A 25,723-nucleotide genomic window follows, 5' to 3' on the forward strand; every position below is an offset into this window, starting at 1 on the left:
TTATATTCTTTCAGTTTTTTTTGTAAGGGTACGACGACCACCGTGAGCCGCCCGTCGCCGCTCGCCCGCCGCCCGGGCTCGCCCGCCGCTCGCCGTCGCCGGCCGCCCGCAGACCGCCGCGCCGGTTGTGGCGGCGTGACCGGTGGTCAGGTGTGGGAGAGGGCGAAGGCGGTCAGGAAGCCGGCGACCGTGATCAGACCGACGAGCAGGTGCGCGTTCTCGAACGCCTCCGGGACCATGGTGTCGGTGATCATCGCGAGGATCGCCCCGGCGGCCAACGCGGTGATGGCGGCCATTACCTCCGGCGGCGCGCCGCCCAGCAGCGTGTTGCCGACCAGCGCGGCGACGCCACTGATCAGCGCGATCCCGGTCCAGAGCAGGAACACGTACCGTCGGCTGCGGCCGGCCTGGCGCATGCCGGCCGCGCTGGACAGTCCTTCCGGAACGTTGCTGAGGAACACCGCCGCCACGGTGACCAGGCTGACGGTGCCGCCGCCGAGCAGGCTGGCGCCGATCACCACCGATTCCGGTACGCCGTCGAGCAGCGCGCCGACGGCGAGCGCCGAGCCGGAACCGGGCTGCTCGCTCTCCGAGGGTTGCTGGTCGCCGGACCGCTTCCGGTGCCGGGCGCCGTGCCGGGCGAGTGCCAGGTTGGCGAGGGTGTAGGTCACCGCACCGGTGGCAGCGCCGAGAGCGGTGGGCAGCAGCCCGCCCTGCGCATGCGCCTCGGCGATCAACTCGAACGACACGGCGGAGAGCAGCACCCCCGCACCGAACGCCATGATCGACGCGATGACGCGCTGCGGCACCCGGGCGAACCAGCCGACCGCCGCCCCGACCAGCAGAGCCGACCCGGCCAGCAACCCCCAGCCACCCGCCTGTAACCACTCCGGCATTCGCGGGACCGTACCCACGCCTGCCGAGGCGACAAACCCGATTGTGAGGAGGGCTCAGAAGTCGGCGAAGAGGTACGGCACCCGGCGGGGGAAGAGGCCGCGCAGTTCCGTGGCGGCGTCCACCGGCACCTCGCCCAGACCGCGTAGCGGCAGCTCGGCCGGGTCCAGCACCCCGTACGCGAGGGCGGAGAGCCCGGCGGCGGTGAGCGTTGCCGTCGGCGCGCGGCCGGTGGTGTCGTCGACCAACTCCAGCGCGCCGGTAGTGCCGTCGAGCAGGTGGGTGCCGGCCAGCCAGCGGTCCCCGGTCAGCTCGATCCGCACCCGACCAGGGCCGGCGGGTAGCCCGCTCAACGCGTCCAGCGACAGCAGCCGGGCCATCGGCGCTGACGAACCAGGCACTGCCGTACGGGCCTCGACGTGTACGTCCAGGTCGGTCAGCCACAGCTCGGGCAACTCGTCCGGCGGAACCTGAACGCTGATCCGCTCGATCTGGTCGACGTGCCGGGCGAAGAACTGCAACAGCAGCGTCCGCGCGAGCGGGTCGGTGACAAGCAGTTCGTTGCCGTGCAGCGTGCCGCCGTGTTCGTCGATCCGGTACGTCACCGCGCCGGTGACCGCCCCGTCGACCCGCGCGGTGAGCAGCCAGTACTCGTCACGGTCACGCATTCCGACCGCCCGGTAGTCCGGGAAGATCGCGAAGCCGTGTCGTTCCTGGAGGTTGCGCTCGGTGAACGCCCGCCACGCCGGATAGCCGGCGGCGACGCGTTCCCAGCCGACCTCGCCGGGCAGGTCCACCCGGAGCAGCGAGCCCAGGTTGGCCGGAGTGAAGGTGACCCGGCGCGGCTTGGGCAGCCCGATGTAGCCGAACCGGGCGTAGAAGCTGGGCCGGAACGGGTAGAGCGCGCTGAGCGGGTGGCCCTCGTCGCGCATCTCGTCGAGGAGTTGGTGCAGCAACGTCCGGACGTGCCCCTGCCGGCGGGCCAGCGGATGGGTCGCCACCCCGGCGACACCGGCCATCGACAGCACCACCCCGCGCAGGTTCTGTCGCATCGGGATGGCCGAGACGGCGGCCAACGTGATGCCGTCCTCCTCGGCGATCAACGTCCGGTTGCCCTGGTTGTAGGGCAGGTAGTCCCGGAACTCCGCGGTCCGGGTGGCGCTGAGCGGCGAGGACTCGAAGGCGTACGCGGCCAGCGGGAAGCTGGTGGTGAGACGGTCGTCGTCGGTCACCCGGCGGATGGTCATTCGCCCATCTCAACCCGCCGCGCGGGTCGCAGCAACCGGATTGGCCCGATCCGCGGCCGGCACGGCGGTCAGCCGACCGGCAGGTGCCGCAGGTGGCGACGGCGGCGCAGGCGGACGCTGGCCACCGCGGCCACGCCCACTGCCAGCAGGGCGGTGACGGCGAGCCCGTGCAGCAGGCCACGGGAGAGGTAGCCCTGGTCGGTGTTGTCGACCGTCCAGGTGGCGATCTCCCGACTCGACCAGAACGGCGTCAACCTCGCCCCGGACCCGGCCGGGTCGATCAGCATCTGCACCGTCACCACTGTGAGCAGCAGCAGCGTGCCCTCCAACTCGCGGGGCAGCAGCGCACCGATCAGCATCCCGAACGGCGCCGCCACCGCCACTGAACAGAGCAGCGCCGCCGCCAGGCCGCCGTACCGCAGGTCCGCGCCGTCGATCATCGGGAGCAGGAAGAAGGGTACGGAGATGACCAGCCCCACCGTCCACAGGCCGAGCATCCGACCGAGATAGAGATGGTGTGGGCGGTACCCGGCCAGCCGCAGCCTCGGCTCCAGTTCGCGGGCCGCGGTCGTGGCGAACAGCGCGGCGGTGCTCACCGCCCAGCCCACGCCGAGCAGCAGCGAGCGAACCGACTGCCCGAGGTAGGCGTCCCGCCGGATCAGGTAGAAGGTCAACGGCATCAACAACAACAGCAGGAGTACGCCCCGACGTCGCAGCAGCTCCCGCACTGTCATCTCGGCGACGGTGACGAGCCGGTTCACTGGCGGCCTCCCTGGCTGTCGCGCGCGTGCCGCACGGTCTCACGTGCCGGGGTCAGGTCGAGCACGATGTCCACCCGGTCGAGTTGGTTGAGCAGGTGGGTCACCACGACGATGGCCGTGCCGGCGTCGCGCAACCTGCTGAGCTGGTCCCAGAAGTTGACGTACGTGCCCTGGTCGAAGCCCTGGTACGGCTCGTCGAGCAGCAGCACGTCAGGGGCGCTGAGCGTGGACATTGTCAGGTTGAGCTTCTGTCGGGTGCCGCCGGAGAGATGGCGGGCCTGCACGTCGCCGCCCGCCTCCCAACCGAGCTGCCGCGCCGCCGCCCGACCGGCACGGCGGGCCGGGCCCCGGGCCACACCCTGACCGGCACCGACCAGCACGAAGTGCTCGTCGGCGAGCAGGAAGTCGGCGGTCCCGCCGGACTGCGGGCAGTAGCCGAGCCGCCCGGAGACGGCCACCTCGCCGGCGTCGGGTGACATGAGTCCGGCGCAGATCCGGAGGAAGGTGCTCTTGCCGCAGCCGTTCGCGCCGACGACGGCGGCGATCTGTCCGGCCCGGACGGTCAGCGTGGCGTCGCGCAGCACGGTTCGTCGGCCGTACCTCTTGGTGATGCCCGCCGCGTGCAGCCGGACCGGCCCGGGGCGCGGTCCGGGCGCGGTGCCGATGCTCTCCACGACCGCGCCCGCGTACTGCTGGGGTGGGCCGAAGACGACCCAGGGGTCGCCGCCGCCCTCGCGCAGGTGGGTGGCGGCCTCGGCGACCACGTGCCGTGCGGCGTCCGCCGCGACCCGGCGCTGGTGCAGCTCGGCTGTGAGCGTACGCAGCCAATCGTCGGCGTTCACCGGGTGACCCCCTTCGTGACGATGTCGTTCACCGGCCGGACGAAGCTGAGCCAGGCGCTGCCACCGGCGCGGAGCGCCGCGTGCCCGTCGTCGGTGAGCCGGTAGTACTTGCGGGCCGGCCCGGCGCTGCCCTCCCGCCACTGCGCGGTCACCAGGCCGGTCTTCTGCAGGCGTAGCAGCACGGGATAGAGCGTGCCGCCCTGGATCGGCCCGACGCCCGCCACGTCGAGCGCCTGGGCGAGCTGGTAGCCGTAGGACTCGCCTTCGGACAGCAGGGCCAGGACGCAGATGTCGAGCACCCCCCGCAGCCACTGCCCGCGCCGGTCGGAATCCACGCGTCGGACAGTAGCGGCGCAAGCTAGATGGCACAACCACCTACTGTGGCAGCGGAACCCGAACCAGTCGGTCCGGGTGAGCCGCCGAGTGAGCCGTACGGGTCAGCGGGCGACGACGTCGGAGACCACGACTGTGACGTTGTCCGGCGCGCCGGCGTGGTGGGCCAGCTTCACCAGCTGCTCACCGCACTGCTGGCGGTCGGCGTACATGCCCAGGGCCGCGGCGATGGCCTCGTCCTCGACGTAGTCGGAGAGCCCGTCGCTGCACAGCAGCAGCCGGTCACCAGGGACCACTGTGAGCACCCCGACCGCGGGTGGGGTGTCGGCGCCCTGCACGGCCCGGGTCACCAGGGACCGCTGTGGGTGGTGGCGGGCCTGCTCGGGAGAGAGGGTGCCCTGATCGACAAGCGCCTGCACGAACGTGTCGTCCCGGGTGAGCTGGGTCAGCTCCCCGTCGCGCAGCAGGTAGCAGCGGGAGTCGCCCACCTGGGCCAGCACCAGTGTCTCCCCGGCCAGCAGGGCCGCGGTGAGCGTCGTACCCATGCCGTCCCGGCTCGGGTCGACGGTGATCGCGGCGTGGATGCGCTGGTTGGCGGTGCTGACCACGGCACGCAGCGCGTCGGCGGCGCCGTCGGGGTCGGTGGGCGGAGCCAGCTCGTCCAGGATCCGGATCACGATCTCGCTCGCCACCTCGCCCGCAGGCAGCCCACCCATGCCGTCGGCGACGGCGATCAGGCGGTCACCGGCGAGGGCGGAGTCCTCGTTGTTGGTGCGCACCAAGCCGATGTCGTTGAGGATGACCGAGCGGAGGATCAGCGTCATGGGGTCAAGCTTGCCAAGAACAACCCGCATTCGTCTCTACGCCTCCTACCTAGGTCGAGAAATGATTGCGATTTTCGTCGACGAGGCCGACGGTCCGTAACCGATCGGCGGGGTCTCAGCGGCGCGGGTAGCGCAGTAGCAGGCTCGCGGCGACCTCCTCGTCACCCACCGCCGCGTAGCTGTGTGGCACGTCCGACACCCAGCGGAGGTGACCGCCGGCCGGGGCGGTCAGCGGCGCGTCGGCCGGCCCGGCGCGCAGCACCCCGGCGAACACTGTGACGTGCTCGGTGACTCCCGCCGGGTGGGCGGGGGAGAGCTGGCCGGGGCCGGGCGTCACCCGCATCCGGTACAGCTCGTAGGTCGCGTCGGTGTCGGTGAAGACCTCCAGCAGGGTGGCGGTGACAGCGGTGCCGTGCACTGTGGGCCCGGCGGCCGGCTCCGCCAGCACCGCCGTCAGCGGTACGCCGAGCTGCGCCGTGACCGCCCAGAGCGTCTCCAGGGTCGGATTGCGGGTGCCGTGCTCCAGGCCGGAGAGGGTGGCCTTTCCGACACCGGCGAGCCGGGCGAGTGTGGACAGCGAGATCCCCTGCTCCTCGCGCAGGGCACGGACCCGGCGACCGACGACGGCGGGATCCACGTCGAGGCCCGGGCGCGGGGCTGGTGGTGGGTGCGGCACCCGGCTATCGTGCTACACGCTTCCGTTCCGTAAACGGAACAGTCGGGAGGATGGGGTGGCCGGACGCGTGCAACCGGTGCTGGCCGGGGTGGTGACCGCGCTGGTCGGCTTCGCCAGCTCGTTCACAGTCGTGCTGGCCGGGCTCCGAGCGGCGGGCGCGTCGGACGCGCAGGCCGCCTCCGGCCTGCTCGCTCTCTGTGTGGCGAGTGGGTTCGTCGCCGCCTGGCTGGGCTGGCGGTACCGGATACCGATGAGCGCGGCCTGGTCCACTCCGGGCGCTGCGCTGCTGGTGGCGACCGGGCCACCGCCGGGCGGATGGCCGGTGGCGGTGGGCGCCTTCCTCGTCTCCGGTGTGCTGATCGTCGCGGCCGGGTTGTTCCCGCCGCTCGGCCGTGCGGTGGCCGCCATCCCCAAGCCGGTGGCCGGCGCCATGCTCGCCGGGGTGCTGCTGCCGCTGTGCACCGCCCCGGTCCGCGCGCTGGTTGAGCTGCCGGTGGTGGCCGGGTCGGTGGTGGTCGGTTGGCTGCTGCTGCACCGGTTCGCCCGACGCTGGGCGGTGCCCGGTGCGCTGGTGGTGGCCGTGGCGGCGATCGCACTGACCGCACCGCCGACCGGCCTGACCGGGGCCGCGCTGATCCCGTCGGTCACGCTGACCACGCCGGCCTGGAATGCGTCCGCACTGGTCGGGTTGGCCCTGCCGCTGTTCCTGGTCACCATGGCCGCGCAGAACGTACCCGGCATGGCGGTGCTGGTCGGCTACGGCTACCGCCCGCCGTTCGGTGCCGCGCTGCGGACCACCGGTCTGGCCAGTCTGCTCGCCGCCCCGGCCGGCGGGCACGCGGTGAACCTCGCGGCGATCACCGCCGCGCTGGCCGCCGGCCCCGACGCGCACCCCGACCCGGAACGCCGGTGGATCGCCTCGGTCACCGCGGGCGCTGGTCTGGCAGTGCTCGGACTGGGCGCCGGCGTGGCCACCACGCTGGTGGCGGTCGCCCCACCGATCCTCATCGAGGCGGTCGCCGGGCTGGCGCTACTGGGCGCCCTCGCCACAGCGCTCGCCTCGGCGGTGACCGACCCGGCGACCCGCGAGGCCGCCGTGATCACCTTCGTGGTGACCGCGTCCGGGGTGACGCTGATCGGCGTGGGCGGCGCGTTCTGGGGCCTGGTCGCGGGCTGCCTGATGCTGCTGCTCTTCCACCGCCGCCAGCCCGCCGCGCCCGACCAGCCCGCCGCGCCCGACCAGCCAGCCACGCCCGACCAGCCCGCCGCGTCCGACCAGCCCGCCGCGTCCGACCAACCCGCCGCGCCCGACCAGCCCGCCCTCACGGCGCCCGACCAACCCGCCGCGCCCGACCAGCCCGCCCTCACGGCGCCCGACCAACCCGCCACGCCCGACCAGCCCGCCCTCACGGCGCCGGATCAACCCGCCGCGCCGGGTCAGCCTGCCGCGCCGGGTCAGCCTGCCGCCGAGGCGCAGGGGAGATCGACTCGGGTTTCATGAAGTTGGGCTGTCCCGAGGCGCCGGACGCCCCGATTTCATGAAACCCGAGTCGATCAGGGCGGTTGGGTCACTCCTCGGGCGGCAGATCGGCCACCCCGACGGCCAGGAGGACCCGTCCATCGGCCACCGACCCGATCCGGTCGGCCGGTACGTAGACAGCGCCGGTGCGGGTCAGGTCGGTCGAGACCTTCAGATAGCCGCTGTGCAGCAGCCGCGCCGCCAGGTCGGCCGGGACGTCCGGCTCCTCGACAGCGGTCGCCTCGATCAGTTCGTCCAGGCTGCTGCCCGGGTCGGCGGTCGGTGTCTGGACCGTCACCGCGTTCGGGTCACCCCGCTGGACGAGGTCCACCGTGCCGACCTCGGTGCCAGCTGAGTCGATCACCGGCATCCCGGTGGTGATCCGCGAGATGGTCGCCTGCTGCTCGTCCTGCTGGTCCATCCCGCTGCGGTTCCCAGGGCGGCGCGCCGCTAAACGCCGGCCGCGCCCGCGCCTGCCCGCTCGCCGTTCGGCCGGCTCCGCACGCACGCCTCCGCCCGCCCGCCGTTCGGCCCGGCTCCACCCGCCCAGACGCTCACCCGCCCAGATGCTCAGCCGCTCAGCCGCTCAGCCGCTCAGCCGCCCAGCCGCAGACGCAGCCGCAGCCGCAGCCGCAGCGGCGGCAGCCGTAGCCTCGGCCGCGGTGTGGGTCGGCACCTTGGCCCAGAGCAGCGGCGTCCCAGAGTAGCGGCGGCGTTCCAGCGCAGCGGCGTTTCAGGGCGGCGGCTTGGAGGCCCGGAGGCAATGGTCCGGAGAGCGTGATGACTCTGAGTCATAGCTATGACTCAGAGTCATCACCGTCGACAGCAATGCCGCCTCCACGGCCCGTCCACTCAGCTGTTCGGGAGGGTCCAGCCGCCGGGCTGGCGGGGGGACAGCTCCCGCCAGGTGTCCGGGCCGTCGAGCAGCGCCCGGACAGTCTCCTCGGCCTCGTCCACACTGCCGTACTCGTAGAATCGGGAGATGCCCTCGGCGCCGCCGGCCCGCTGCTCGACGTGCCACCGGTCGGCGTCCACCCGGAGGAAGACGTCCCGCCGGGCCAGCCGCCCCCACTTCCCGTTCCACCAGTGCTTTCGCTGCTCCATGGCGGGACTCTATCGAACACACGTACGAGAAGGTGCGGCCCCTGCGGGAATCCCGCAGGGGCCGATGTGCATCCGTTCGGGTCAGCGCTGCGTCGGCGGCTCCGGGCGGCGGCCCAGCACGTCGTCCAGCGCCCCGCGCTGCTGGCCGGGGGTGGTGTGGCCGGCGGAGACCAGGGCGTCCCGGATCTCGGTGAGCAGCTTGACCTCTTCGCTCGGCGCCGCCGGCGGCGGCTCCTCGCCCCGACGCCGCCGCTCGGCCAGCTTGTTCATCGGGAACACCACGAAGAAGTAGAGCACCGCCGCGGTGAGCAGGAAGGTGATCAGGGCGTTGATGAACCCCGCCCAGTCCATGTTGTTGCCCTTGGTGATCTCCCACGTCCCGGCCGACAGGCCACTGCCCCCGCCGACTGCCTTGATCAGTGGTTCGAGGAACGACTTGGTGAGCTGGGTGACCAAGCCTGTGAACGCGGCGCCGATGACGATACCGACCGCCAGGTCGACGACGTTGCCGCGCATGATGAAGTCTTTGAAGCCCTTGAGCATTCGTACTCCCGAGGTGTCCGCTTTTCTGTCGGGCACAACCTATGCCCGTTCGGCGGGTTCCAGAAAAGCGCCGGCTTCGAGCGCCGCCCGGCCGGGATCGCCGACCCGGATCGCCTCGACCAGCCGGGTGTGGTCGACGTAGCGCTCGGGGGTGAGCTCCCCGCCCATGGCCTGGGCGACGGTGCTGCGCAGGGCGGTGCCCACCGAGGCGTACAGCTCGGCGAGCATGGCGTTGTGCGCGGCGGCGACCACCGCCGTGTGCAGTGCCGCGTCGGCCTCGACGAACGCGTCGACCCGGCCGCCGTGCCAGGCGGCCTCGCGTTGGGCGAGCGCGCCGTCGAGCGCTGCCAGGTCCTGCGGGGTACGCCGCAACGCGGCGAGCCGGGCGGCCTCCACCTCGAAGGCGCGGCGTACCTCGATGACCTCGGTCATCCGGTCGTCGCCGAGTCGGCGGGCGACCACCGGTGCCAGTTCGTCGGTGGACACCACGTAGGTGCCGGAGCCCTGCCGGCACTCCAGCACCCCGGCGTGCACCAGGGCGCGGACGGCCTCGCGGACCGTGTTGCGCCCGACGCCCAGCGCGGCGACCAGTTGCGGCTCGGTGGGGATGCGCCCGCCGACGGGCCATTCGCCACCGAGGATCCGGGCGCGGAGTTGCTCGGTGGTCTGCCGGACCCGGTGGCCGCGGGGCGGCACGGCGGGCTGGCCGCGGGGCGGCGCCGGCGGCGCGGGGGGGAATTCAACCGACGGTGGCACTGGTTACATCACCGGTCCCAAATTCATCCCATGATTGTAGGTTAACGGTCATGACCCCGCCACCAACAGCCGCTCCGGCGCTGCCCGCCCCCGTCGCCGTCGATCCTCGCCCGACGCGGGACCCCGGCACCGGCCGGCGGACGCACCCGGCGACCGGTGGCGCGCTGGTGCTGGTCGGGATGCTGCTGGTCGCGCTCAACCTGCGCGCCGTGGTGACCAGCCTCGGCGCACTGCTCGACGAGGTCCGCGACGGGCTCGGCCTCTCCGGCGTCACCGCCGGCCTGGTCACCACCCTGCCGACCATCGCGTTCGCCGGCCTCGGCGCGCTCACCCCGTGGCTGGTACGCCGGGTGGCGCCGGCCCGGGTGCTGGTGGTCGCCATGTTCGCCCTCGCCGTGGGCCAGGTGCTCCGGGTCGTCACCGACTCGGCCTTGATCTTCGTGCTCACCAGCGCGCTGGCCCTGTCCGGCATCGCGGTCGCCAACATCCTGCTGCCGATGCTGGTCAAGCAGCACTTCCCGCACCGCACCGGCCTGGTCACCGGGGCGTACACGATGGCGTTGACAGTGGGCACGACGGTGGCCGCCGCCTCCGCGGTGCCGATCGCGCACGCCTTCGGGTCCTGGCGGGCCGGGCTCGGCGTCTGGGCTGCGATGGCCGCGGTGGCCGTACTCCCGTGGGTGCCGCTGGCACTGCGGACCCGCGCCGCGGCGCGGCGGGCGACCCCGACGGCGGTCGTCGCCACGCCGACGCGGGTCCGGCCGGTGCGGACCCGACTGGGCTGGGCGATGGCGGTCTACTTCGGGGCGCAGTCGCTCAGTGGGTACGCGATCATGGGCTGGCTGGCCCAACTGTTCCGCGACGCCGGTTACCAGCCGGAGTCGGCCGGGCTGCTGCTCGCGGGGGTGACCGCGCTCGGGGTGCCGATCGCGCTGCTGATGCCCACCCTGGCCGGTCGGCTCGGCAGCCTGCGGCCGCTGGTGCTCGGGCTCACCACCGCGTCGGCACTGGCCTACCTGGGGTTGGCGCTCGCACCGCACGGCGCCGCGCTGCTCTGGGTCGCCCTGCTGGCGATCGGTCAGGGCGCGTTCCCGATGATCCTGACCGCCATCGGCCTACGCGCCCGCACCGCCGAGGGCACTGTCGCGCTCTCCGCGTTCGCGCAGAGCACCGGGTACGTGATCGCCGCCCTCGGCCCGCTGATGGTCGGCATCCTCTACGAGGCCACCGGCGGCTGGACCGCGCCGATCGGGTTCCTGCTGGGTGCCCTCGCCGTGCAGACGACGGCGGGCATGGCTATCGCTCGTCCCCGTTACGTCGAGGACGAGTGACGAACGCCGACGGTCAGGAGGACGCCGGCGTCGATTCGCCAGCGACTGCCTCATCCACCGTCGGGTAGGTGTGCAGCACCTCGACCAGCCCGCTCACCTCAAGGATGCGCAGCACACCGCGCTGCGGTGCGGCCAGCCGGACCACGCCGCCGGCCTCGTCGCAGCTGTTCTTGGCGCGGACAAAGACCGACAGACCGGTCGAGTCGCAGAACGAGACCTCCGCCAGGTCGAACACCAGCCGGTTGCGGCCCTTGTCGAGCAGGTCGGTGATCTGGTCCTGTAGCTGCGGTGCGGTGGCCATGTCCAGCTCGCCCGCGACCGACACGACGACCACGTCGCCGCGTTGTTCCGTGTGCACCGTCAACGACATTCGCCAGACCTCCTGTTATCGGGGGAACGGTATCCCACGACCACCCCCGGAGGTAGAACGGGAGCCGCCATCCGGTGGCCATCGTCATTCCGTTGCTACGGGGCAAGTAGTTGGTCAGGCCCCGGTGATAGAGTCCGCCCGGTCCAGGTCAAGGGGGTTCGAAATGGCGTTGAGCACCGAAGAAAGTGGTCGGCTCGTCGCGCTGCTCAACGGGCAGGACGAACGGGTCACGACTCGGTGGACCGAGATCGTCACCAGTTCGTTGCGAGGCCGGCTGAGCCAGGCGGAGCTGCGCCGACAGGTCCAGGACCTGCACCGTGCCATCGTCGCCAGCGGCGAGCAGGGCACCATCGATCTGTCCGCCGACAGTGCCGCCGAACTGCGCGCCGCGCTCTCCGAGCTGTCCCGTGGCCGGGCCCGGCAGGGCTTCTCCGCCACCGAGACCACCATCAGCGTCTTCGCGCTGAAGGACGTGCTGGCCGAGCTGGTGCAGGAGGCCGGTGGCACTGACGCGCTGAAGGACTACGTCGCCTTCTCGAAGCTTGTCGACGAGATGGGCCTGTTCACCTTCGAGAGCTTCGTCCGCACCCGGGAGAGCCTGATCGCGGACCAGGCCGAGCAACTGCTCGAACTCTCCACGCCGGTGGTCAAGCTCTGGGAGGGTGTCGTCGCCGTCCCGCTGGTCGGCACCCTGGACTCGGCCCGGGCCCAGGTCGTCATGGAACGGCTGTTGCAGACCCTCGTCGACACCGGCTCGCCGTACGCGATCATCGACATCACCGGCGTGCCGGCGGTGGACACCCAGGTCGCCCAGCACATCCTGAAGACCGTGGTGGCCGCCCGGCTGATGGGCGCCGACTGCATCATCTCCGGCATCCGCCCGCAGATCGCGCAGACCATCGTGGCGCTCGGCATCGAGTTCGGCGACATCGCCACCAAGGCGAGCCTCGCCGACGCGCTGCGCCACGTGCTGCGGCTCAACGGGGTAGAGACCGCCCGCCGCCAGCCGCGCCGGGACATCTGATGGAGCGGGTGCCGATCCTCAAGATCGGGGACATCCTGCTCGTCTCCATCCAACTGGACATGTCCGACCAGACGGCGGTCGCGCTCCAGGAGGATCTGGCCCAGCGGATCGTCGACACCGGCTGCCACGGCGTCATCATCGACATCACAGCGCTGGACATCGTCGACTCGTTCGTCGGGCGGATGCTCTCCACCATCGCGTCGATCTCCAAGGTGCTCGACGCGGAGACGGTGGTGGTCGGGATGCGTCCAGCCGTCGCCATCACCCTTGTCGAACTCGGGCTGTCGCTGAACGGCATCCGTACCGCGCTGAACGTGGAGCGCGGCATGGAGCTGATCGCGGCGGCCCACGCCGACGAGCTCGACTACCAGCTCGACGACGAACCGGACGCCGAGACGGCCACGCCGTGACCACGGGCGTCGACCTGGGCCAGCCGCAGGCTCAGTCGGTTCGCAGCGATGAGGACGTGGTGCGCGTCCGGCAGTTGGTCCGCGCCGTGGCGGTGTCCGTCAAGCTGTCCCTCGTCGACCAGACCAAGGTGGTCACCGCGGCGAGCGAGTTGGCCCGAAACACCCTGGTGTACGGCGGTGGCGGGTCGGTCGAGGTGACGGTGGTCAACAACGGCCGACGCAATGGCGTGCAGATAGTGTTCGCCGACTCCGGGCCGGGCATCGCCGACCTCGACCTGGCCATGACCGACGGCTACACCAGCGGCGGCGGCCTCGGCCTCGGGCTCAGCGGGTCCCGCCGGCTGGTCGACGAGTTCCAGATCGAGACGTCGGCGGAGAGCGGTACGCGAATCACGGTCACCAAGTGGTCCAGGTGAACGCCGACGCGGTCACCGACAGCGGCATCTGGTTCCGGGTGGAGGCCAGCAGCGCGGCGAGCGCCGTCCGGCGCGCCGCTGAGCGCCTCGGCGCGCAGGTGGAGATGGGGGCGGCGCGCATCGCCGACCTGGCCATCGTGGCGGCCGAGCTGACCAGCAACCTGGTCAAGCACGCCGACGAGGGTGTCCTGCTGCTCCGGCCGGTACGCCGCGCCGGGCAGGCCGGGGTGGAGTTGGTGGCCATCGACTCCGGGCCCGGCATGGCCGACCTGACCGTCTCGTCCCAGGACGGGCACTCGACCACCGGCACACTCGGCATCGGTCTGGGTGCCATCGTCCGGCAGGCCAGCTGGTTCGACGGATATTCGCTGCCCGGCCGGGGCACCGTCCTCGCCGTGCAGGTCTGGCCGGCCGAGGCGGCGCGGCCGTCCTGGGCCGGCGCCCTCACCCGACCCCTGACCGGCGAGACGGTCAGCGGCGACGGCTACGCCGTCCGGGTCGTCGACGGGCGGCACCAGGTGCTGGTGAGCGACGGGTTGGGGCACGGCCCGCTGGCAAACGCCGCCACCGAAGCCGCGCTGGCCGCGTTCCGTGACGCCCCGGCCGGCCCACCGGCGGTGGTGGTCGGTCACCTGCACCGGAGCATGTCGCACACCCGGGGTGCCGCGCTCGCCGTCGGAGAGCTGATGCCGGAGGCCGGCGTGCTGCACTACGCCGGCCTGGGCAACATCTCCGGCGTGGTCGTCGAGGGTGACGGCCGCCGTCGAGGGCTGGTGTCGCTGCCCGGCATCGCCGGCCACCAACGGCCCACGATCCGGGAGTACGACTACCCGTTCGGTCCCGGCGCCCGGCTGGTGATGCACAGCGACGGGGTGGTCGACCGGTGGCGGATGACCGACTACCCGGGCCTGGCGGAGCGATCCCCGCTGGTGATGGCGGCGACCCTGCTCCGTGACGCCGGTGTGCGACGCGACGACGCCTGCGTACTTGTCGCGAGGTCGTGGGCGTGAGCGGGCAGCCGGCAGCGCTGCCGCTGCTCCAGATGGCGCTGCGGGTCGAGCAGGACATCTTCGTGATCCGTCAGCGGGGGCGCGAGGTGGCCGCTGTGGTCGGCCTCGAACACCAGGACCAGGTGCGGATCGCCACCGCGCTCAGCGAGGTCGCCCGCGATCTGCTGCGGACGACCGGCGGTGCCGACGTCTCCTTCCACGTCGACACAGCCGCCGACGGCCGGTTTCACCTGCGCGCCGACCTGGCCCCGATGTCCCCGCTGCCGGACGGCCGCTACGAACCGCAGTCCGGCGCGGTGTCCCGACTGGTCGACACACTCAGCGTGTCGGCCGTCGAGGGGGTTACGGTCGTACGGATGTCCCGACGAGTCCCGGCGAACGCGCCGACGCCGACCCTGGAGCGGCTCGCCGAGTTCCGTGCCGAACTCGGCCGTACCGCGCCGGCCAGTGCGCTGGATGAGCTGACCGTGCAGAACGGGCAGCTCATCTCCGCACTCGACGAGGTGCGCAGTCAGCGCGACGAGCTGGCCGTGCTGAACGAGGAGCTGGCCGAGACCAACCGCGGCGTGCTGGCGCTCTACAACCAGCTCACCGAGGAGTTGGAGGAGACCAACCGCGGTGTCGTCGCCCTCTACGCCGAGCTGGACGAAAAGTCGGCCCAGCTCCGGGCGGCAAGTGAGTCGAAGAGCCGGTTCCTGGCCAACGTGAGCCACGAGCTGCGCGCCCCGGTCACCGCGATCATCGGCCTGGGGCGGCTGCTCACCGACTCCGCCTCCGACCCGCTCACCGACGAGCAGGGCCGCCAGGTCGATCTGATCCGCTCGTCGGCGGCAGATCTGCTCAACCTGGTGAACGAACTCCTCGACCTGGCCAAGGCGGAATCCGGTCGGATCGAGCCGGAGCTGGCCGAGGTCGACCTGCGGCCGGTCTTCGGGCAACTGCGCGGCACCCTGCGCGCGCTGGCCACCCGCCCGGAGGTGGAGCTGGTCGTGGAGGAGCCCAGCGGGCCGGCAGTGCTGCGCACCGACGAGGTGCTGCTCGGTCAGGTGCTGCGCAACCTGCTGCACAACGGGTTGAAGTTCACCGAGCGCGGCGAGGTGCGACTGCGGGCCAGCCACCACGGCGACCGCTGGCAGTTCGAGGTCAGCGACACCGGGCCGGGCATCGCTCCTGAGCTGCGCGACCGGATCTTCGAGGAGTTCTACCAGATCCCCGGAGCCACCCGGGTCGGCGGCACCGGCCTCGGTCTGCCGTACGCCCGGCGGTTGGTGACACTGCTCGGCGGGTCACTGGAGCTGACCAGCACGCCCGGCGAAGGCAGCACGTTCACCGTCTCCCTACCCGTCGGCGGGGCGTGACGGCGTGGACGGCGTACCGACAACCATCCTGGTGGTCGACGACAGTCGTACCAAGCGTTACCTGCTGGTCAGTTGGCTGACCCGGGCCGGCTTCACAGTGCTGGAGGCCGAGAACGGCGCCGATGCGTTGGCTCGGGTCGAGGTGGAACGGATCGACCTGGTGGTTCTCGACGTCCGGCTGCCCGACCTGAGTGGCTACGAGGTTTGCGAGCAGATCAAGGCACGGCACCCGGCGATGCCGGTGGTCCACGTGTCTGCGCACGCAGTGGACGTGGCCGACCGCGCCCAGGGGCTGACCCGGGGCGCTGACGCGTACCTGACCGAGCCGATCGAGCCCGAGGAGCTGATCGCCACCACCCGGGCGGTGCTGCGCTACTACCAGGCCCGGCAGCGCGCCGAACTGCTCGCCGAGCGGCTGCTCGGGTTGGCCGACACGACGGTGGCGGTGCACGCCGCGCCGACCTTCGCGCGCCTGCTGGAGGCCGCCGCCGAGGGCGCCGCCCAGATCTTCAAGAGCCCGGCCGCGGTGATCGCCGAGACCTTCGACGGCGACTGCCTCGCGGGTGTCTGCGCCGGTCCCGGCGAGGTGGCCGCCGTGGTGCCATGGGTCGTCGACGACACCGGGGTGCCGACCGGTGCCACAGTGCGAGTGGAGACCCCGGCGAACTGGGCGCTCGTCGAGTGGCCGGCGGACGACACGGTGACCGTCGCCGCCGCCCGACTGCGCGAGGACCGGGCCCCGCTGTACGTGGTGGTCCCGACCGCTACCCAGACCGCGCGGACCCCGGTGCTCAAGCAACTGGCTCAGGCGGTGGCGGCGGCAGTGGAGGGGCAGCGCTCGTTCGACGAGGAGCACCGCATCGCTGTCACCCTCCAACGCAGCCTGCTCCCGCGCGGACTGCCCACCGTGGCGGGCCTCGACCTCGCGGTGCGCTACGAGCCGGCCAGCGCGCAGACCGAGGTGGGCGGCGACTTCTACGAGCTGGTGATGCTCGATGGTCACCTGCTGCTCGCGATCGGGGACGTCGCCGGGCACTCACTGCACGCGGCCACAGTGATGGCCGAGCTGCGGCACGCGGTGCGGGCGTACGCGGTCGAGGGCCACCAGCCCGGCGAGATCCTGCACCGGGTCAACGAGCTGATGCGCACACTGCTGCCGAACGAGGTGGCGACGCTCTGCGTACTGCTGATGCACCCGCCGACCGGACGGGTCCGGCTGGCCAGTGCCGGGCACCTGCCACCGCTGCTGATCCAGGACGGCAAGGTCGAGTTCGTGCAGCATTCAGCGCCGCTGCTCGGCGTCCGTGCCCCGCGCCCGGCAGACCTGGAGTTCGTGGTGCCGGCCGGGGCCACGCTGGTCTTCTACACCGACGGGCTGATCGAGCGGCGGGACGCCACCATCGACGAGGGGCTTGCCGCACTGGCCGGGGTCGCCGCGACCGTCGACGGTGACCTGGACCAGTTCTGCGCCCGGCTGCTGGTGGAACTGGCCCCACCGGAGATCCAGGACGACGTCGCCGTGGTCGTCCTGCGGCGGCGCTGATCTGCCAGCGCTGCCGGCGCTGTCAGCTCCTCGGCTTGCTCAGCGCACCGAGCGGGCGTACGCGGCGGGGGACACCCCGGCGACGGCGGTGAAGTCGCGGACCAGGTGGGCCTGGTCGCTGTAGCCGAGGTCGGCGGCGAGGTCAGCCCAGCTCAGGGGGCCACCAGCGGCCTGTTCGACAGCCTCCTGGAGCCGGTAGCGGCGGATCACCCACTTCGGCCCGACCCCCACGTACTCGATGAAGAGCCGCTGCAACCGGCGGACCGGAACGTCGTGCCGCGCGGCGAAGTCGTCGACGCGCAGCACCGTCCGGTCGGTACGGATCGCCTCGGCCAGTCGGACAGCCTCCTCGGCCATCGGGTCCGGCTCCGGTTGCCAGGCGGTGAGGAGGGTGTCCAGCGCCCGGCAGCGCTCGTCGTCGCCGGCCGCCGAGGTGGGTGCTCCCGGGGACGTGCCTGCGCCCACCGGGACGTCGGGGTGGGTCAGCCGGCCGGCGGGCAGCGGCACCCTACGGCCGGTCAGCTCACTGACCGCGCGCCGCCAGAACGGGTGGAAGCCGCCGGGGCGGAACTGCACACCGGACACCCGGCCGGTGCCACTGAGCGTGATCCGGAACAGATCGCGGCCCACCCCGGCCACCTCGCCGGACTCGGGCCCGTCGTCGTCCCGTCGGAACACGACGTTCACCGCCGGGTGCGGCACGACCCGCTGCTCGAACGGCGCGCTCAACGCCCAGTCGATCAACCAGTAGTGCTCGACCCACTGGCGTAGCGACTTAGCCGGCAGGTGTCGGCGGAAGCGCATCTCGCGCAGCAGGCGCCCGGGGTCGAGAATCCCCCGGCTGTCGCCACGCGGTCGCTGTCGCATTTGTTCAAGACCACCCTCATACGCTGGCCCTATGTCCACTCAGACTAGCGAGCTGCTGGCGGCCGCCGCGCCGCGAACCGTCGATGTCGTACGGGGTGTCTCCGACGACCAACTGGACCTGCCCACCCCGTGCAGCGACTACCTGGTCCGTGATCTGCTCAATCACCTCTTCCAGGTGGTGGTCAACTTTCAGGACCTGGCCGAGAAGCGTCAGGTGGAGTGGGCCGAGAAGCCCGACCACCTGGGTGACGGCTGGCGGGACCGCTTCGAGGCGGAGGTCGGCCGGTTGGTGACCGCCTGGTCGGACCCGTCCACACTGGAGGGCGTGTCACCGGGCATGGGTATGCCGCAACCAGTCATCGGCGGCATGGCCCTGCTGGACCTGACAGTGCACGGCTGGGATCTCGCGGTCGCCACCGGCCAGCCGTACCACCCAGCTCCGGAGGCGGTGGCCGAGCTGCACGCGCTGGTGGAGCGGTTGGGTCCCACCGCCCGCAAGATGGGCGTCTTCGCCGACCCACTACCCACCCCCATCCCAACCCCCGACCTGCCCCCCGACCTGACCCACCTCCTGACCCAAACCGGCCGCACCCCCACCTGGCCCCAAACCCCCTAACCCCACCCCCCACCCCCCACCCCCCACCCCCACTCCGTTCATCATGAAGTTATTGCCATCTGTCGCGGCGTGTCGGCGCAATAACTTCATGATCAACAGCGGGAGGGGTGGGTGGGGTGGGGGTTGTTGACTTGGGTATTCGCTGGGTGAATAGTGGGCGGGGTGTCCACGCCGCATGTTCTGCTCGGGCTGCTCGCTGGGGGCAGCCGGCACGGGTATGAGCTGAAGCGTGCGCACGACGAGCGGCTGCCGAGGGCTCGGCCGCTGGCCTTCGGGCAGGTCTACGCCACTCTCGGCCGCCTCGAACGTGACGGGCTGGTGGCTTCCGCCGGGCAGGACCGGGTGGGCGGGCCGGATCGCACCGCGTACGCGCTGACCGACCAGGGGCGGGACGCACTGGACCAGTGGCTGTCCACTGTGGAAGCACCAATGCCGTACGTGGCCAGCACGCTCTTCGCCAAGGTGGTCGTGGCGCTGCTGGTCGCCGATGTCGATCGGGCCCGGTCGTACCTGGTCGCCCAGCGGGCCGCGCACACCGCACGGCTGCGTGAGCTGACCACGGTCAAGGGTGACCCGGCCGCCACCCTCAGCGACGTGGTAGCAGCCGATTTCGCGATCGCCCACCTCGACGCGGATCTGCGGTGGCTGCACGCCACCCTGGGCCGGGTCGCCGACTGGCACCGGGAGGTGCATCCGTGACGCAACTCCAGGCTCGCGGCGTGGTTCGGGCGTACGGCCCGACGCCGGCGCTGCGCGGCGTGACGCTCGAGGTGGCGGAGGGCGAGATCGTCGCCGTCACCGGGCCGAGTGGCTGCGGCAAGTCGACCCTGCTGCACTGCCTGGCCGGGATTCTCCGGCCGGACGTCGGCGAGGTCACCTGGCGTGGGCACCGCATCGACACCTGGTCGGAGGCGGCCCGGTCCCGGCTGCGGCGCACCGAGTTCGGGGTGCTGTTCCAGTTCGGTCAACTGGTGGCCGAGTTGACCGCTGCCGAGAACGTCGCCCTGCCCCTGCTCCTCGCCGGCACGGGGCGGCGAGAGGCACGGACGGCGGCGCTCACCTGGCTGGAGCGGTTCGGGGTGGCCGAGGTGGCCGACGTGCGGCCGGGTGAGATGTCCGGGGGTCAGCAGCAACGCTGCGCCACGGCGCGGGCGCTGGTGACCGAGCCTCGGGTGCTCTTCGCCGACGAGCCGACCGGCGCACTGGACACGCTCGCCGGCGAGCAGGTCCTCACCCAACTGGTCCGGCTCGCCCGCGAGCAGCGCACCGCCGTCGTGCTGGTCACCCACGAGCCGCGGATCGCCGCGTACGCGGATCGGGAGATCGTGCTGCGCGACGGCCTGGTGGACCACACCGGCCTGGGGCTCGACGTGCCGCTGGCCGGCGGTGCCCGTTGAGACCGACGACGCTGCTCCGCCTCGCGCTCGCCGGCACCCGCACCGACACCGCCCGGGTGGTCCTCACCGCGCTCAGCGCCCTGCTGGCGGCCCTGGCCGGGCTGACGGCGCTCACCGTGTTGGCCATCGAGAAGCCCGCCGGCGACGCCTGGGCCCAGTCGGAGCAGTACCGCAACGCGCTGCTGCGCGAGCCCGGGTTGCGCGGTGGCACGGCGTTCGCGCTGCTGATGCTGATGATCCCGGTGCTGGCGCTGGCCGGTCAGTGCGCCCGGCTCGGCGCGCCGGCACGGGACCGCCGGTTGGCCGCGCTCCGGTTGGCCGGCGCCACGCCCGGGCAGGTCACCCGGCTGGTGGTGCTGGAGACCGGCGTGGCTGCTCTGCTCGGCACGCTCGTCGGGCTGGGTGTCTATCTGGTCGGCCGCGATCTGCTGCACCGCCCGGACGCGCAGGGTCGACTGGCCCTGCCCACCGACGTGCTGCCGTCGACCGGCGCGCTGGCCGGAGTGGTGCTCGGTCTGCCGGTTGTGGCGGCGCTGGCCACCGTCCTGATGCTTCGTACTGTCACCACCAGCCCGCTCGGGGTGACCCGCAAGGCCGCCCGCGAGCGTGGTCCGGGTCCGTGGGCGGGGCTCCTGATCGGGTTCGGCGTGGCCTCGTTCGCGGTGATCCGCCCGGTGGTGAATTCGATCGACGACGACGGAGGGCTGACCTGGCTGGTGCCGCTGTTGTTCGCGGTGGGTGCGCTCGCGGCGATGATCGGGGTGGTGATCGGCACCGGCTGGCTGTCGTACCACTGCGGGCGGTTGTTGCGCCGGCACGCCCGGGGCCCGGCTGCCCTGCTCGCGGCGGGCCGGCTGATGGCCGACCCGTGGGCGGGTAGCCGCACGTTCGCGGCGCTGCTCGCCGCCCTGATCTTCGGCGGGGGTGCGGCCGCCCAGCGGGCCTACTTCGGGGCCAAGGACCAGCTTGAGCGGGAGCAGAACCGGGTCGCCGGGTTGGATGGTGGCACCAACCCCTTCTACCTGTCCACAATGGATTACGTCGATGGCGCGATTGCCGTGGCCATCCTGATCGCGACGGGCGGGCTGATCGTCGCGCTGGTCGAGGGGATCGTCGCCCGTCGACGCGCCTACGCCGCGTTGGTCGCCACCGGGGTGCCCCGCGCCACGCTGAGCCGTTCGGTGGCCTGGCAGGCGTTGGCGCCGGCCGTACCGGCGATCCTGCTCGCCCTCACAGTGGGCACGCTGCTCGGCCGCGGGCTTGCCGCGGCGGAGGTGTCGGCGGGCGGCGGGTCGGCGATGATCTGCGAGGCCACGGCAGCGCTCTGTGCGGACCCTGCCACCAGCGCACAGTACAACCGGATCGTGCACATTCCCGAGGTGCAGCGCGCCGTTCCCGTACCTCTGGAGCACCTGGCGTGGCTCGGCGCCGGCGCGTTGGCCGCGGTGCTGGTGACGATCGGCGTCGGCCTGCTCTTCCTGCGCGTCAGCACCGCCCTGGACGAGCTGCGGACGACCTGAGTCGAGCCGAACCCGCCGCCCGGCCGGGTCAGGCGGCGAGCAGGCCGGAGGAGAGTGCGATAAAGGTGCCGACCACTGCCGAACAACAGCAGACCAGCAGGCCGGCGACCACAGCGAGGATCAGCCAGACCCGGCGATCCCGCGCCACCGCCGCCACGCTCGGACGGCGGCCCTCCTCGGCGGCCCCGCCGTCACCATCCGTAGCCCCGGTCACCCCGGAAGTCTAGGCCGCGACATCCGCTGCGACCCGGGAACACCGGGCGCGCGGCGCCCGCCACCCGCGACCCGCCGGTGATCGCGCCCGATCAGGGAAGTGGCGCCCTCTCGACGACCGAGGGGACGGACCACCTCCGGGATCGGGCGCGATCACCGCGACCCAACGGGTCAGGCCCGGCCGATGCGGTCCAGGATCCAGGCGTTGATGAACGCCTCCTCGCGCCAGGAGTCGTAGCGACCGCTCGGGCCGCCGTGCCCGGCACCCATCTCGGTCTTCAGCAGGTAGTCGCCGCTCGGTGCCACCGCCCGCAGTCGGGCGATCCACTTCGCCGGCTCCGAGTAGAGCACCCGGGTGTCGTTGAGGCTGGTCACCGCGAGGATCGCTGGATAGTCCACGGCGGCCACGTTCTCGTACGGCGTGTAGGACTTCATGTACGCGTACACCTCGGGGTCGTCGAGGGGGTTGCCCCACTCCTCCCACTCGGTGACTGTCAGCGGCAGCGACGGGTCGAGGATCGACGTGAGCGCGTCCACGAACGGCACCTGCGCCACGATCCCGGTGAACGCTTCCGGCGCGAGGTTGGCCACAGCGCCCATCAGCAGGCCACCGGCCGAGGCGCCCCGGGCGACCAGCCGGTCGCTGGACGTCCAGCCGGCCTTGACGAGGTGCTGGGCGCATGCCACGAAATCGGTGAAGGTGTTCTTCTTGGCCAGCAGCTTGCCCTGGTCGTACCACCGCCGGCCCAGCTCACCGCCGCCCCGGATGTGCGCCACGGCGAAGACCACACCCCGGTCCAACAGGGACAGTCGGGCCACCGAGAACCACGGGTCCATGCTGGCCTCGTACGAGCCGTAGCCATACAACTCGCAGGGCGCCGAGCCGTCCCGGGGGGTGCCGACGCGGCAGACCAGTGAGATCGGCACCCGGGTGCCGTCGTCGGCGAGTGCCCAGTCGCGGTGCTGCTCGTACTCGGCCGGGTCGTACGGTCGCCCGTCCGGACCGGGCAGCACCGGCTTCTGCTTGAGCAGCACCATCTGCCGGGTGACCAGGTCGTAGTCGTACACCGAGTCGGGGGTGATCAGCGAGGAGTAGCGCAGCCGGACCTGGCCGGTGCGGTACTCCGGGTTGGCGTCCAACCCGACGCTGTACAGCGGCTCGGGGAAGTCGATGTCGTACCCGTCGTCACTGCCCACCGGCAGCACCCGCAGCCCGGTGAGCCCCTCGGTGCGCAACGACACCACCAGGTGGTTGGCGAAGGCGTCGACGGCTTCCAGTCGGGTGCCGGGGGTGTGCTCGATCAGCGGAACCCAGTCGCCCGGTACGTCCGCCGAGGTGAACGCCAGCGCGAAGTCCTCCGCGCCGTCGTTGTGCAGGATCAGGAAACGGTGGCCGTGGTGCTCGACCGTGTATTCGACGCCCTGTCGGCGGGGGGCGATCACGGCCGGCGCGCCGGTCGGGTTGCCGGCGGGGATCACCAGCACCTCGCTGGTCACCTTGCTGTGCACGTCGATGAGGATGAACTTCTCCGACCGGGTCAGCTCCACCCCCACCCAGAACCGCTCGTCGTCCTCCTGGTGGACGACCACGTCGTCGGCTGCTGCGGAGCCGATGGTGTGCCGCCAGACCCGGTTCGGCCGCCAGGCGTCGTCCACTGTCACGTAGAACAGCACCGAGGCGTCGGACGACCAGGCGGTGCCGTAGAAGGTGTCCGGCACCTCGTCCGGCAGCAGCTCGCCGGTGGTCAGGTCCTTCACCCGCAGGGTGAAGCGTTCGTCACCGGAGAAGTCGGTGGAGTAGGCCAGCCAGCGTCCGTCCGGGCTGACGTCGAACGCGCCGAGCGAGAGGAAGTCGTGCCCCTCGGCCAGCAGGTTGCCGTCGAGCAGCACCTCCTCGCCGTCGAGCGGGGCGCCGTCCGCGCTGACCGGCGGGTCGGTCTCACCGTCGCGGACTGCCCGGCGACACTGCACTCCGTACTGTTGCCCCTCGACCGTCCGGGTGTAGTACCAGTGCCCGCCCTTGCGGGTCGGCACGGACAGGTCGGTCTCCTGGGTGCGTCGGCGAGTCTCCTCGAACAGGTCGGCGCGCAGGTCGGCCAGGTGTGCGGTGCGCGCGTCGGTGTACTCGTTCTCGGCGGTCAGGTAGGCGATCGTCTCCGGGTCGTCCTTGGCGGCGAGCCAGGCGTACTCGTCGACGACGGTGTCGCCGTGGTGGGTGCGCTCGCTGGGCACCCGCTTCGCCGCGGGCGGGGCAGTCTCGGTGGTCACGGCGGCCACGTTACCGGCCGGCAGCCGCAGCGCGCCGGACCAGCGGCATCCCGATACTCGCCACCGCGGCTTTAGAACACATGTACGATGGCCGGCATGGCGGCAGCAGCGAGTTCCCTCGGCCGGTCCGGAGCCCTTGAGATCACCCGGCGGTTGGCGGCGATCTGCGGTCCACCGTTCTCCCGGCTGGCCGGGCCGGCCGACGAGGTGGCGGGGCGACCGGCGCGTTGGGTGGCCGTCCCGGGTGGCCCGCACGCCGCCGCCGAGGTGCTGCGGCTGGCCGCCGTGCACGATCTGGCGGTGGTGCCCCGAGGCGCGGGCACGAAGATCGACTGGGGTGCCGCCCCCGTTCAGGTCGACATCCTGCTCGACACCGGCCGACTGGCCGGCATCGGTCACGAGCCGGTCGACTCGCTGGTGACCGAGGTGGGTGCCGGCACTCCACTGCGGGCGGTGCAGGCCACCCTGGAGCGCACCGGCCAGCGGCTCGCGATGGACGCCCCCTCACCCGGCGCGACAGTGGGCGGCGTGCTCGCCGCCGGCGAGGCCGGCCCGCTGCGCCACCGCCATGGCAGCCCCTGCGACCAACTTCTCGGTGTGCGTTACCTCGCCGCCGACGGCGAGCTGACCAGCGTCGGCGGTGGCGCGCCCGGGCTCGACCTGGCCCGCCTGCTCTGCGGCTCCCAGGGCGCGCTCGGCGTGCTGGTGTCGGCGAGCCTGCGGGTGCAGCCGGTGCCGGCGAGCAGGCTCTGGGTGTCCCGCCCGGTGTGGACGCCGTTGGAGGTGCACGACCTGGTCCGGACGATCCTCGCCGCTCGGCTGGAGCCGGCGGCCATCGAGCTGGACCTGCCCGGAGGCACCCCCCGCCCACGTACGCCGTACCCGCCCGGTCACCCGGCGGCCACCGCCCGGGAGCGCCATCCGTCGATGTCCGGCCGGGCCGGCGCTCCGTCCCGGGCCGGCAGCCTGGTGGTGCTGCTGGAAGGCGGCCCCGCCGACGTCACCGAGCGTGCCGAGCGGCTTGTCGGCCTGCTGCACGGGGAGGCGACGATCGCGCACTCCGCGCCGACGTGGTGGCGCCGCTACCCGTTCGCGCCGGGTGACACGGCGCTGCGCCTGGAGGTGCCGATCGGCGACCTGCACGCCGCCGTCTACGCGCTACGCGACGCGGCCGGAGCGCCGGTGCCGATACGTGGGTCCGCCGGGCTGGGCGTGGTGCACGCGGCGTTGCCCGGGGCGCTGGCAGCCGACCGGGTGGCGTCCATCCTGGCCGCAGTCCGAGGGGTGCTGCTGGCCCGGCAGGGCCGCTGCGTGGTGGTCTCCGCTCCGGCGGCGGTCCGCCAGGCGGTCGACCTCTGGGGCGAGTTGGCCGGCCTGGCCCAGTTGCGGGCCGCGAAGCGGCACCTCGATCCGGAGCACCGGCTCGCGCCCGGGCGGCTCCCCGGCGGCCTGTGAGGCCCGGCCGGCCGTGCTCAGTCCAGCCACCACCGGTGCATGTCCAGCAGCGGCGGGGTGAGGCGGGCCACCAGCACCAGCAGGCTGCCGGCCGCCCCGGCCAGCAGCAGTGACCGGGTTGCCCGGGGCAGGGCCTCGCGCTCCCGGACGACCAGCGCCACCGCGACGATCGCCAACGGCAGCCCGAGCACAGCACCCGTCAGGTAGAGCACCGCCACCACGGGGTGGAGCACCCCGAAGAAGGCCATGTCCTTCGGGTCGTACGCGCCGGTCAGCATCTCGGCCGGGCCGACGCCGGCGCTCGCCATCTGACCGACGTAGAGCAGCAGCACGGCGAGGAACCCGCCGATGGTCGCGAACTGCGCGACGATCAGGGCCCGGACAAACGGCCGGGAGTACGACGTGACCTGCGCGGCACTCGACATG

At 72.3% G+C, this 25,723-nt stretch carries 29 protein-coding genes; 13 read left to right on the forward strand and 16 right to left on the reverse strand.

The features are described 5' to 3' along the window. Nucleotides 1-146: 146 nt before the first annotated feature. From MED01_RS12340 to MED01_RS12370, 7 genes are all read right to left on the reverse strand, one after another. Nucleotides 147-896, reverse strand: a complete 750-nt coding sequence (locus MED01_RS12340) for a ZIP family metal transporter (protein ID WP_238668667.1) — start codon at nt 894-896, stop codon at nt 147-149. Between the two features lie 54 nt (nt 897-950). Next, nucleotides 951-2,126: a GNAT family N-acetyltransferase gene (locus tag MED01_RS12345; protein WP_238668668.1), complete on the reverse strand. Its 1,176-nt coding sequence runs from the start codon at nt 2,124-2,126 to the stop codon at nt 951-953. An 83-nt stretch (nt 2,127-2,209) separates the two neighbouring features. Beyond that, nucleotides 2,210-2,902 (reverse strand): ABC transporter permease, encoded by a 693-nt coding sequence (locus tag MED01_RS12350; RefSeq protein ID WP_238668669.1) that lies wholly within the window; start codon nt 2,900-2,902, stop codon nt 2,210-2,212. Further along, the gene (locus tag MED01_RS12355) at nt 2,899-3,744 is read right to left on the reverse strand and encodes an ABC transporter ATP-binding protein (RefSeq protein WP_238668670.1); all 846 of its coding nucleotides are present in this window, start codon (nt 3,742-3,744) and stop codon (nt 2,899-2,901) included. The genes MED01_RS12350 and MED01_RS12355 overlap by 4 nt, the downstream gene beginning before the upstream one ends. Further along, complete coding sequence (locus MED01_RS12360) at nt 3,741-4,079, reverse strand: PadR family transcriptional regulator (protein ID WP_238668671.1); 339 nt, start codon at nt 4,077-4,079, stop codon at nt 3,741-3,743. The genes MED01_RS12355 and MED01_RS12360 overlap by 4 nt, the downstream gene beginning before the upstream one ends. A gap of 102 nt (nt 4,080-4,181) precedes the next feature. Next, nucleotides 4,182-4,901 carry a PP2C family protein-serine/threonine phosphatase gene (locus MED01_RS12365; RefSeq protein ID WP_124770664.1) on the reverse strand — a complete coding sequence of 240 codons (720 nt, stop codon included), beginning with the start codon at nt 4,899-4,901 and terminating at the stop codon, nt 4,182-4,184. Nucleotides 4,902-5,016: 115 nt separating this feature from the next. Next, nucleotides 5,017-5,577, reverse strand: coding sequence for an XRE family transcriptional regulator (locus tag MED01_RS12370; RefSeq protein WP_238668672.1), 561 nt, complete (start codon nt 5,575-5,577; stop codon nt 5,017-5,019). A gap of 55 nt (nt 5,578-5,632) precedes the next feature. Here MED01_RS12370 and MED01_RS12375 point away from each other — a divergent pair, with 55 nt between their 5' ends. Then, entirely contained in the window at nt 5,633-7,078 is a 1,446-nt protein-coding gene (locus MED01_RS12375) for a benzoate/H(+) symporter BenE family transporter (protein WP_238668673.1), read from the forward strand. Between the two features lie 67 nt (nt 7,079-7,145). On the opposite strand, the gene MED01_RS12380 is transcribed toward MED01_RS12375, so the two are convergent. From MED01_RS12380 to MED01_RS12395, 4 genes are all read right to left on the reverse strand, one after another. Further along, nucleotides 7,146-7,517, reverse strand: a complete 372-nt coding sequence (locus tag MED01_RS12380; RefSeq protein ID WP_091395802.1) for a hypothetical protein — start codon at nt 7,515-7,517, stop codon at nt 7,146-7,148. Nucleotides 7,518-7,948: 431 nt separating this feature from the next. Further along, nucleotides 7,949-8,200: a hypothetical protein gene (locus tag MED01_RS12385; protein WP_238668674.1), complete on the reverse strand. Its 252-nt coding sequence runs from the start codon at nt 8,198-8,200 to the stop codon at nt 7,949-7,951. Between the two features lie 81 nt (nt 8,201-8,281). Beyond that, nucleotides 8,282-8,743 (reverse strand): large conductance mechanosensitive channel protein MscL, encoded by a 462-nt coding sequence (gene mscL, locus MED01_RS12390; protein ID WP_238668675.1) that lies wholly within the window; start codon nt 8,741-8,743, stop codon nt 8,282-8,284. A 39-nt stretch (nt 8,744-8,782) separates the two neighbouring features. Next, nucleotides 8,783-9,499, reverse strand: coding sequence for a FadR/GntR family transcriptional regulator (locus MED01_RS12395; RefSeq protein WP_372493652.1), 717 nt, complete (start codon nt 9,497-9,499; stop codon nt 8,783-8,785). A gap of 179 nt (nt 9,500-9,678) precedes the next feature. Between MED01_RS12395 and MED01_RS12400 the strand changes: the two genes are divergently transcribed. Then, nucleotides 9,679-10,830, forward strand: a complete 1,152-nt coding sequence (locus MED01_RS12400; RefSeq protein WP_238668898.1) for an MFS transporter — start codon at nt 9,679-9,681, stop codon at nt 10,828-10,830. 13 nt (nt 10,831-10,843) lie between these two features. On the opposite strand, the gene MED01_RS12405 is transcribed toward MED01_RS12400, so the two are convergent. Continuing rightward, the gene (locus MED01_RS12405) at nt 10,844-11,200 is read right to left on the reverse strand and encodes an STAS domain-containing protein (protein WP_238668677.1); all 357 of its coding nucleotides are present in this window, start codon (nt 11,198-11,200) and stop codon (nt 10,844-10,846) included. Between the two features lie 163 nt (nt 11,201-11,363). Here MED01_RS12405 and MED01_RS12410 point away from each other — a divergent pair, with 163 nt between their 5' ends. The 6 genes from MED01_RS12410 to MED01_RS12435 are packed head-to-tail and all read left to right on the forward strand — an operon-like array spanning nt 11,364 to nt 16,961. Then, nucleotides 11,364-12,224 carry an STAS domain-containing protein gene (locus tag MED01_RS12410; RefSeq protein ID WP_238668678.1) on the forward strand — a complete coding sequence of 287 codons (861 nt, stop codon included), beginning with the start codon at nt 11,364-11,366 and terminating at the stop codon, nt 12,222-12,224. Beyond that, a complete protein-coding gene (locus MED01_RS12415; RefSeq protein WP_124854579.1) occupies nt 12,224-12,634 on the forward strand; it encodes an STAS domain-containing protein in 411 nt (136 codons plus the stop codon). Before MED01_RS12410 ends, MED01_RS12415 begins: the two co-directional genes overlap by 1 nt. After that, nucleotides 12,631-13,050 carry an anti-sigma regulatory factor gene (locus MED01_RS12420; RefSeq protein ID WP_238668679.1) on the forward strand — a complete coding sequence of 140 codons (420 nt, stop codon included), beginning with the start codon at nt 12,631-12,633 and terminating at the stop codon, nt 13,048-13,050. The genes MED01_RS12415 and MED01_RS12420 overlap by 4 nt, the downstream gene beginning before the upstream one ends. Beyond that, a complete protein-coding gene (locus tag MED01_RS12425; RefSeq protein WP_238668899.1) occupies nt 13,047-14,060 on the forward strand; it encodes a SpoIIE family protein phosphatase in 1,014 nt (337 codons plus the stop codon). The genes MED01_RS12420 and MED01_RS12425 overlap by 4 nt, the downstream gene beginning before the upstream one ends. 32 nt (nt 14,061-14,092) lie before the next feature. Beyond that, nucleotides 14,093-15,418 (forward strand): sensor histidine kinase, encoded by a 1,326-nt coding sequence (locus MED01_RS12430; protein ID WP_238668900.1) that lies wholly within the window; start codon nt 14,093-14,095, stop codon nt 15,416-15,418. Between the two features lie 4 nt (nt 15,419-15,422). Next, entirely contained in the window at nt 15,423-16,961 is a 1,539-nt protein-coding gene (locus tag MED01_RS12435) for a SpoIIE family protein phosphatase (protein ID WP_238668680.1), read from the forward strand. A gap of 39 nt (nt 16,962-17,000) precedes the next feature. On the opposite strand, the gene MED01_RS12440 is transcribed toward MED01_RS12435, so the two are convergent. Further along, nucleotides 17,001-17,828, reverse strand: a complete 828-nt coding sequence (locus MED01_RS12440; protein WP_238668681.1) for a helix-turn-helix domain-containing protein — start codon at nt 17,826-17,828, stop codon at nt 17,001-17,003. 31 nt (nt 17,829-17,859) lie between these two features. Between MED01_RS12440 and MED01_RS12445 the strand changes: the two genes are divergently transcribed. From MED01_RS12445 to MED01_RS12460, 4 genes are all read left to right on the forward strand, one after another. Further along, nucleotides 17,860-18,444 carry a TIGR03086 family metal-binding protein gene (locus MED01_RS12445; RefSeq protein ID WP_274525628.1) on the forward strand — a complete coding sequence of 195 codons (585 nt, stop codon included), beginning with the start codon at nt 17,860-17,862 and terminating at the stop codon, nt 18,442-18,444. 162 nt (nt 18,445-18,606) lie between these two features. Next, nucleotides 18,607-19,143 (forward strand): PadR family transcriptional regulator, encoded by a 537-nt coding sequence (locus tag MED01_RS12450; protein ID WP_238668682.1) that lies wholly within the window; start codon nt 18,607-18,609, stop codon nt 19,141-19,143. Beyond that, a complete protein-coding gene (locus tag MED01_RS12455; protein WP_238668683.1) occupies nt 19,140-19,841 on the forward strand; it encodes an ABC transporter ATP-binding protein in 702 nt (233 codons plus the stop codon). The genes MED01_RS12450 and MED01_RS12455 overlap by 4 nt, the downstream gene beginning before the upstream one ends. Continuing rightward, nucleotides 19,838-21,361, forward strand: coding sequence for an ABC transporter permease (locus MED01_RS12460; RefSeq protein ID WP_238668684.1), 1,524 nt, complete (start codon nt 19,838-19,840; stop codon nt 21,359-21,361). The genes MED01_RS12455 and MED01_RS12460 overlap by 4 nt, the downstream gene beginning before the upstream one ends. Before the next feature lie 28 nt (nt 21,362-21,389). On the opposite strand, the gene MED01_RS12465 is transcribed toward MED01_RS12460, so the two are convergent. Further along, complete coding sequence (locus tag MED01_RS12465; protein ID WP_238668685.1) at nt 21,390-21,575, reverse strand: hypothetical protein; 186 nt, start codon at nt 21,573-21,575, stop codon at nt 21,390-21,392. Between the two features lie 170 nt (nt 21,576-21,745). Then, on the reverse strand, nt 21,746-23,842 hold the full coding sequence (locus MED01_RS12470; protein ID WP_238668686.1) for a S9 family peptidase: 2,097 nt from the start codon (nt 23,840-23,842) through the stop codon (nt 21,746-21,748). A gap of 96 nt (nt 23,843-23,938) precedes the next feature. Here MED01_RS12470 and MED01_RS12475 point away from each other — a divergent pair, with 96 nt between their 5' ends. Continuing rightward, the gene (locus MED01_RS12475; protein ID WP_238668687.1) at nt 23,939-25,297 is read left to right on the forward strand and encodes an FAD-binding oxidoreductase; all 1,359 of its coding nucleotides are present in this window, start codon (nt 23,939-23,941) and stop codon (nt 25,295-25,297) included. A gap of 17 nt (nt 25,298-25,314) precedes the next feature. On the opposite strand, the gene MED01_RS12480 is transcribed toward MED01_RS12475, so the two are convergent. Further along, nucleotides 25,315-25,722, reverse strand: a complete 408-nt coding sequence (locus MED01_RS12480; RefSeq protein ID WP_238668688.1) for a hypothetical protein — start codon at nt 25,720-25,722, stop codon at nt 25,315-25,317. Nucleotide 25,723: the final 1 nt, after the last annotated feature.

The sequence above is a fragment of the Micromonospora alfalfae genome, from assembly GCF_022230925.1.
Lineage (GTDB): Bacteria > Actinomycetota > Actinomycetes > Mycobacteriales > Micromonosporaceae > Micromonospora > Micromonospora alfalfae.

What these genes read in the sequence shown, in the direction of transcription:
- MED01_RS12340 (WP_238668667.1), bottom strand. Translation starts at nt 896, where the DNA reads ATGCCGGAGTGGTTACAGGCGGGTGGCTGGGGGTTGCTGGCCGGGTCG.
- MED01_RS12365 (WP_124770664.1), bottom strand. Translation starts at nt 4,901, where the DNA reads ATGACGCTGATCCTCCGCTCGGTCATCCTCAACGACATCGGCTTGGTG.
- MED01_RS12380 (WP_091395802.1), bottom strand. Translation starts at nt 7,517, where the DNA reads ATGGACCAGCAGGACGAGCAGCAGGCGACCATCTCGCGGATCACCACC.
- MED01_RS12385 (WP_238668674.1), bottom strand. Translation starts at nt 8,200, where the DNA reads ATGGAGCAGCGAAAGCACTGGTGGAACGGGAAGTGGGGGCGGCTGGCC.
- mscL (WP_238668675.1), bottom strand. Translation starts at nt 8,743, where the DNA reads ATGCTCAAGGGCTTCAAAGACTTCATCATGCGCGGCAACGTCGTCGAC.
- MED01_RS12400 (WP_238668898.1), top strand. Translation starts at nt 9,679, where the DNA reads ATGCTGCTGGTCGCGCTCAACCTGCGCGCCGTGGTGACCAGCCTCGGC.
- MED01_RS12405 (WP_238668677.1), bottom strand. Translation starts at nt 11,200, where the DNA reads ATGTCGTTGACGGTGCACACGGAACAACGCGGCGACGTGGTCGTCGTG.
- MED01_RS12410 (WP_238668678.1), top strand. Translation starts at nt 11,364, where the DNA reads ATGGCGTTGAGCACCGAAGAAAGTGGTCGGCTCGTCGCGCTGCTCAAC.
- MED01_RS12415 (WP_124854579.1), top strand. Translation starts at nt 12,224, where the DNA reads ATGGAGCGGGTGCCGATCCTCAAGATCGGGGACATCCTGCTCGTCTCC.
- MED01_RS12430 (WP_238668900.1), top strand. Translation starts at nt 14,093, where the DNA reads ATGGCGCTGCGGGTCGAGCAGGACATCTTCGTGATCCGTCAGCGGGGG.
- MED01_RS12440 (WP_238668681.1), bottom strand. Translation starts at nt 17,828, where the DNA reads ATGCGACAGCGACCGCGTGGCGACAGCCGGGGGATTCTCGACCCCGGG.
- MED01_RS12445 (WP_274525628.1), top strand. Translation starts at nt 17,860, where the DNA reads ATGTCCACTCAGACTAGCGAGCTGCTGGCGGCCGCCGCGCCGCGAACC.
- MED01_RS12475 (WP_238668687.1), top strand. Translation starts at nt 23,939, where the DNA reads ATGGCGGCAGCAGCGAGTTCCCTCGGCCGGTCCGGAGCCCTTGAGATC.
- MED01_RS12480 (WP_238668688.1), bottom strand. Translation starts at nt 25,722, where the DNA reads ATGTCGAGTGCCGCGCAGGTCACGTCGTACTCCCGGCCGTTTGTCCGG.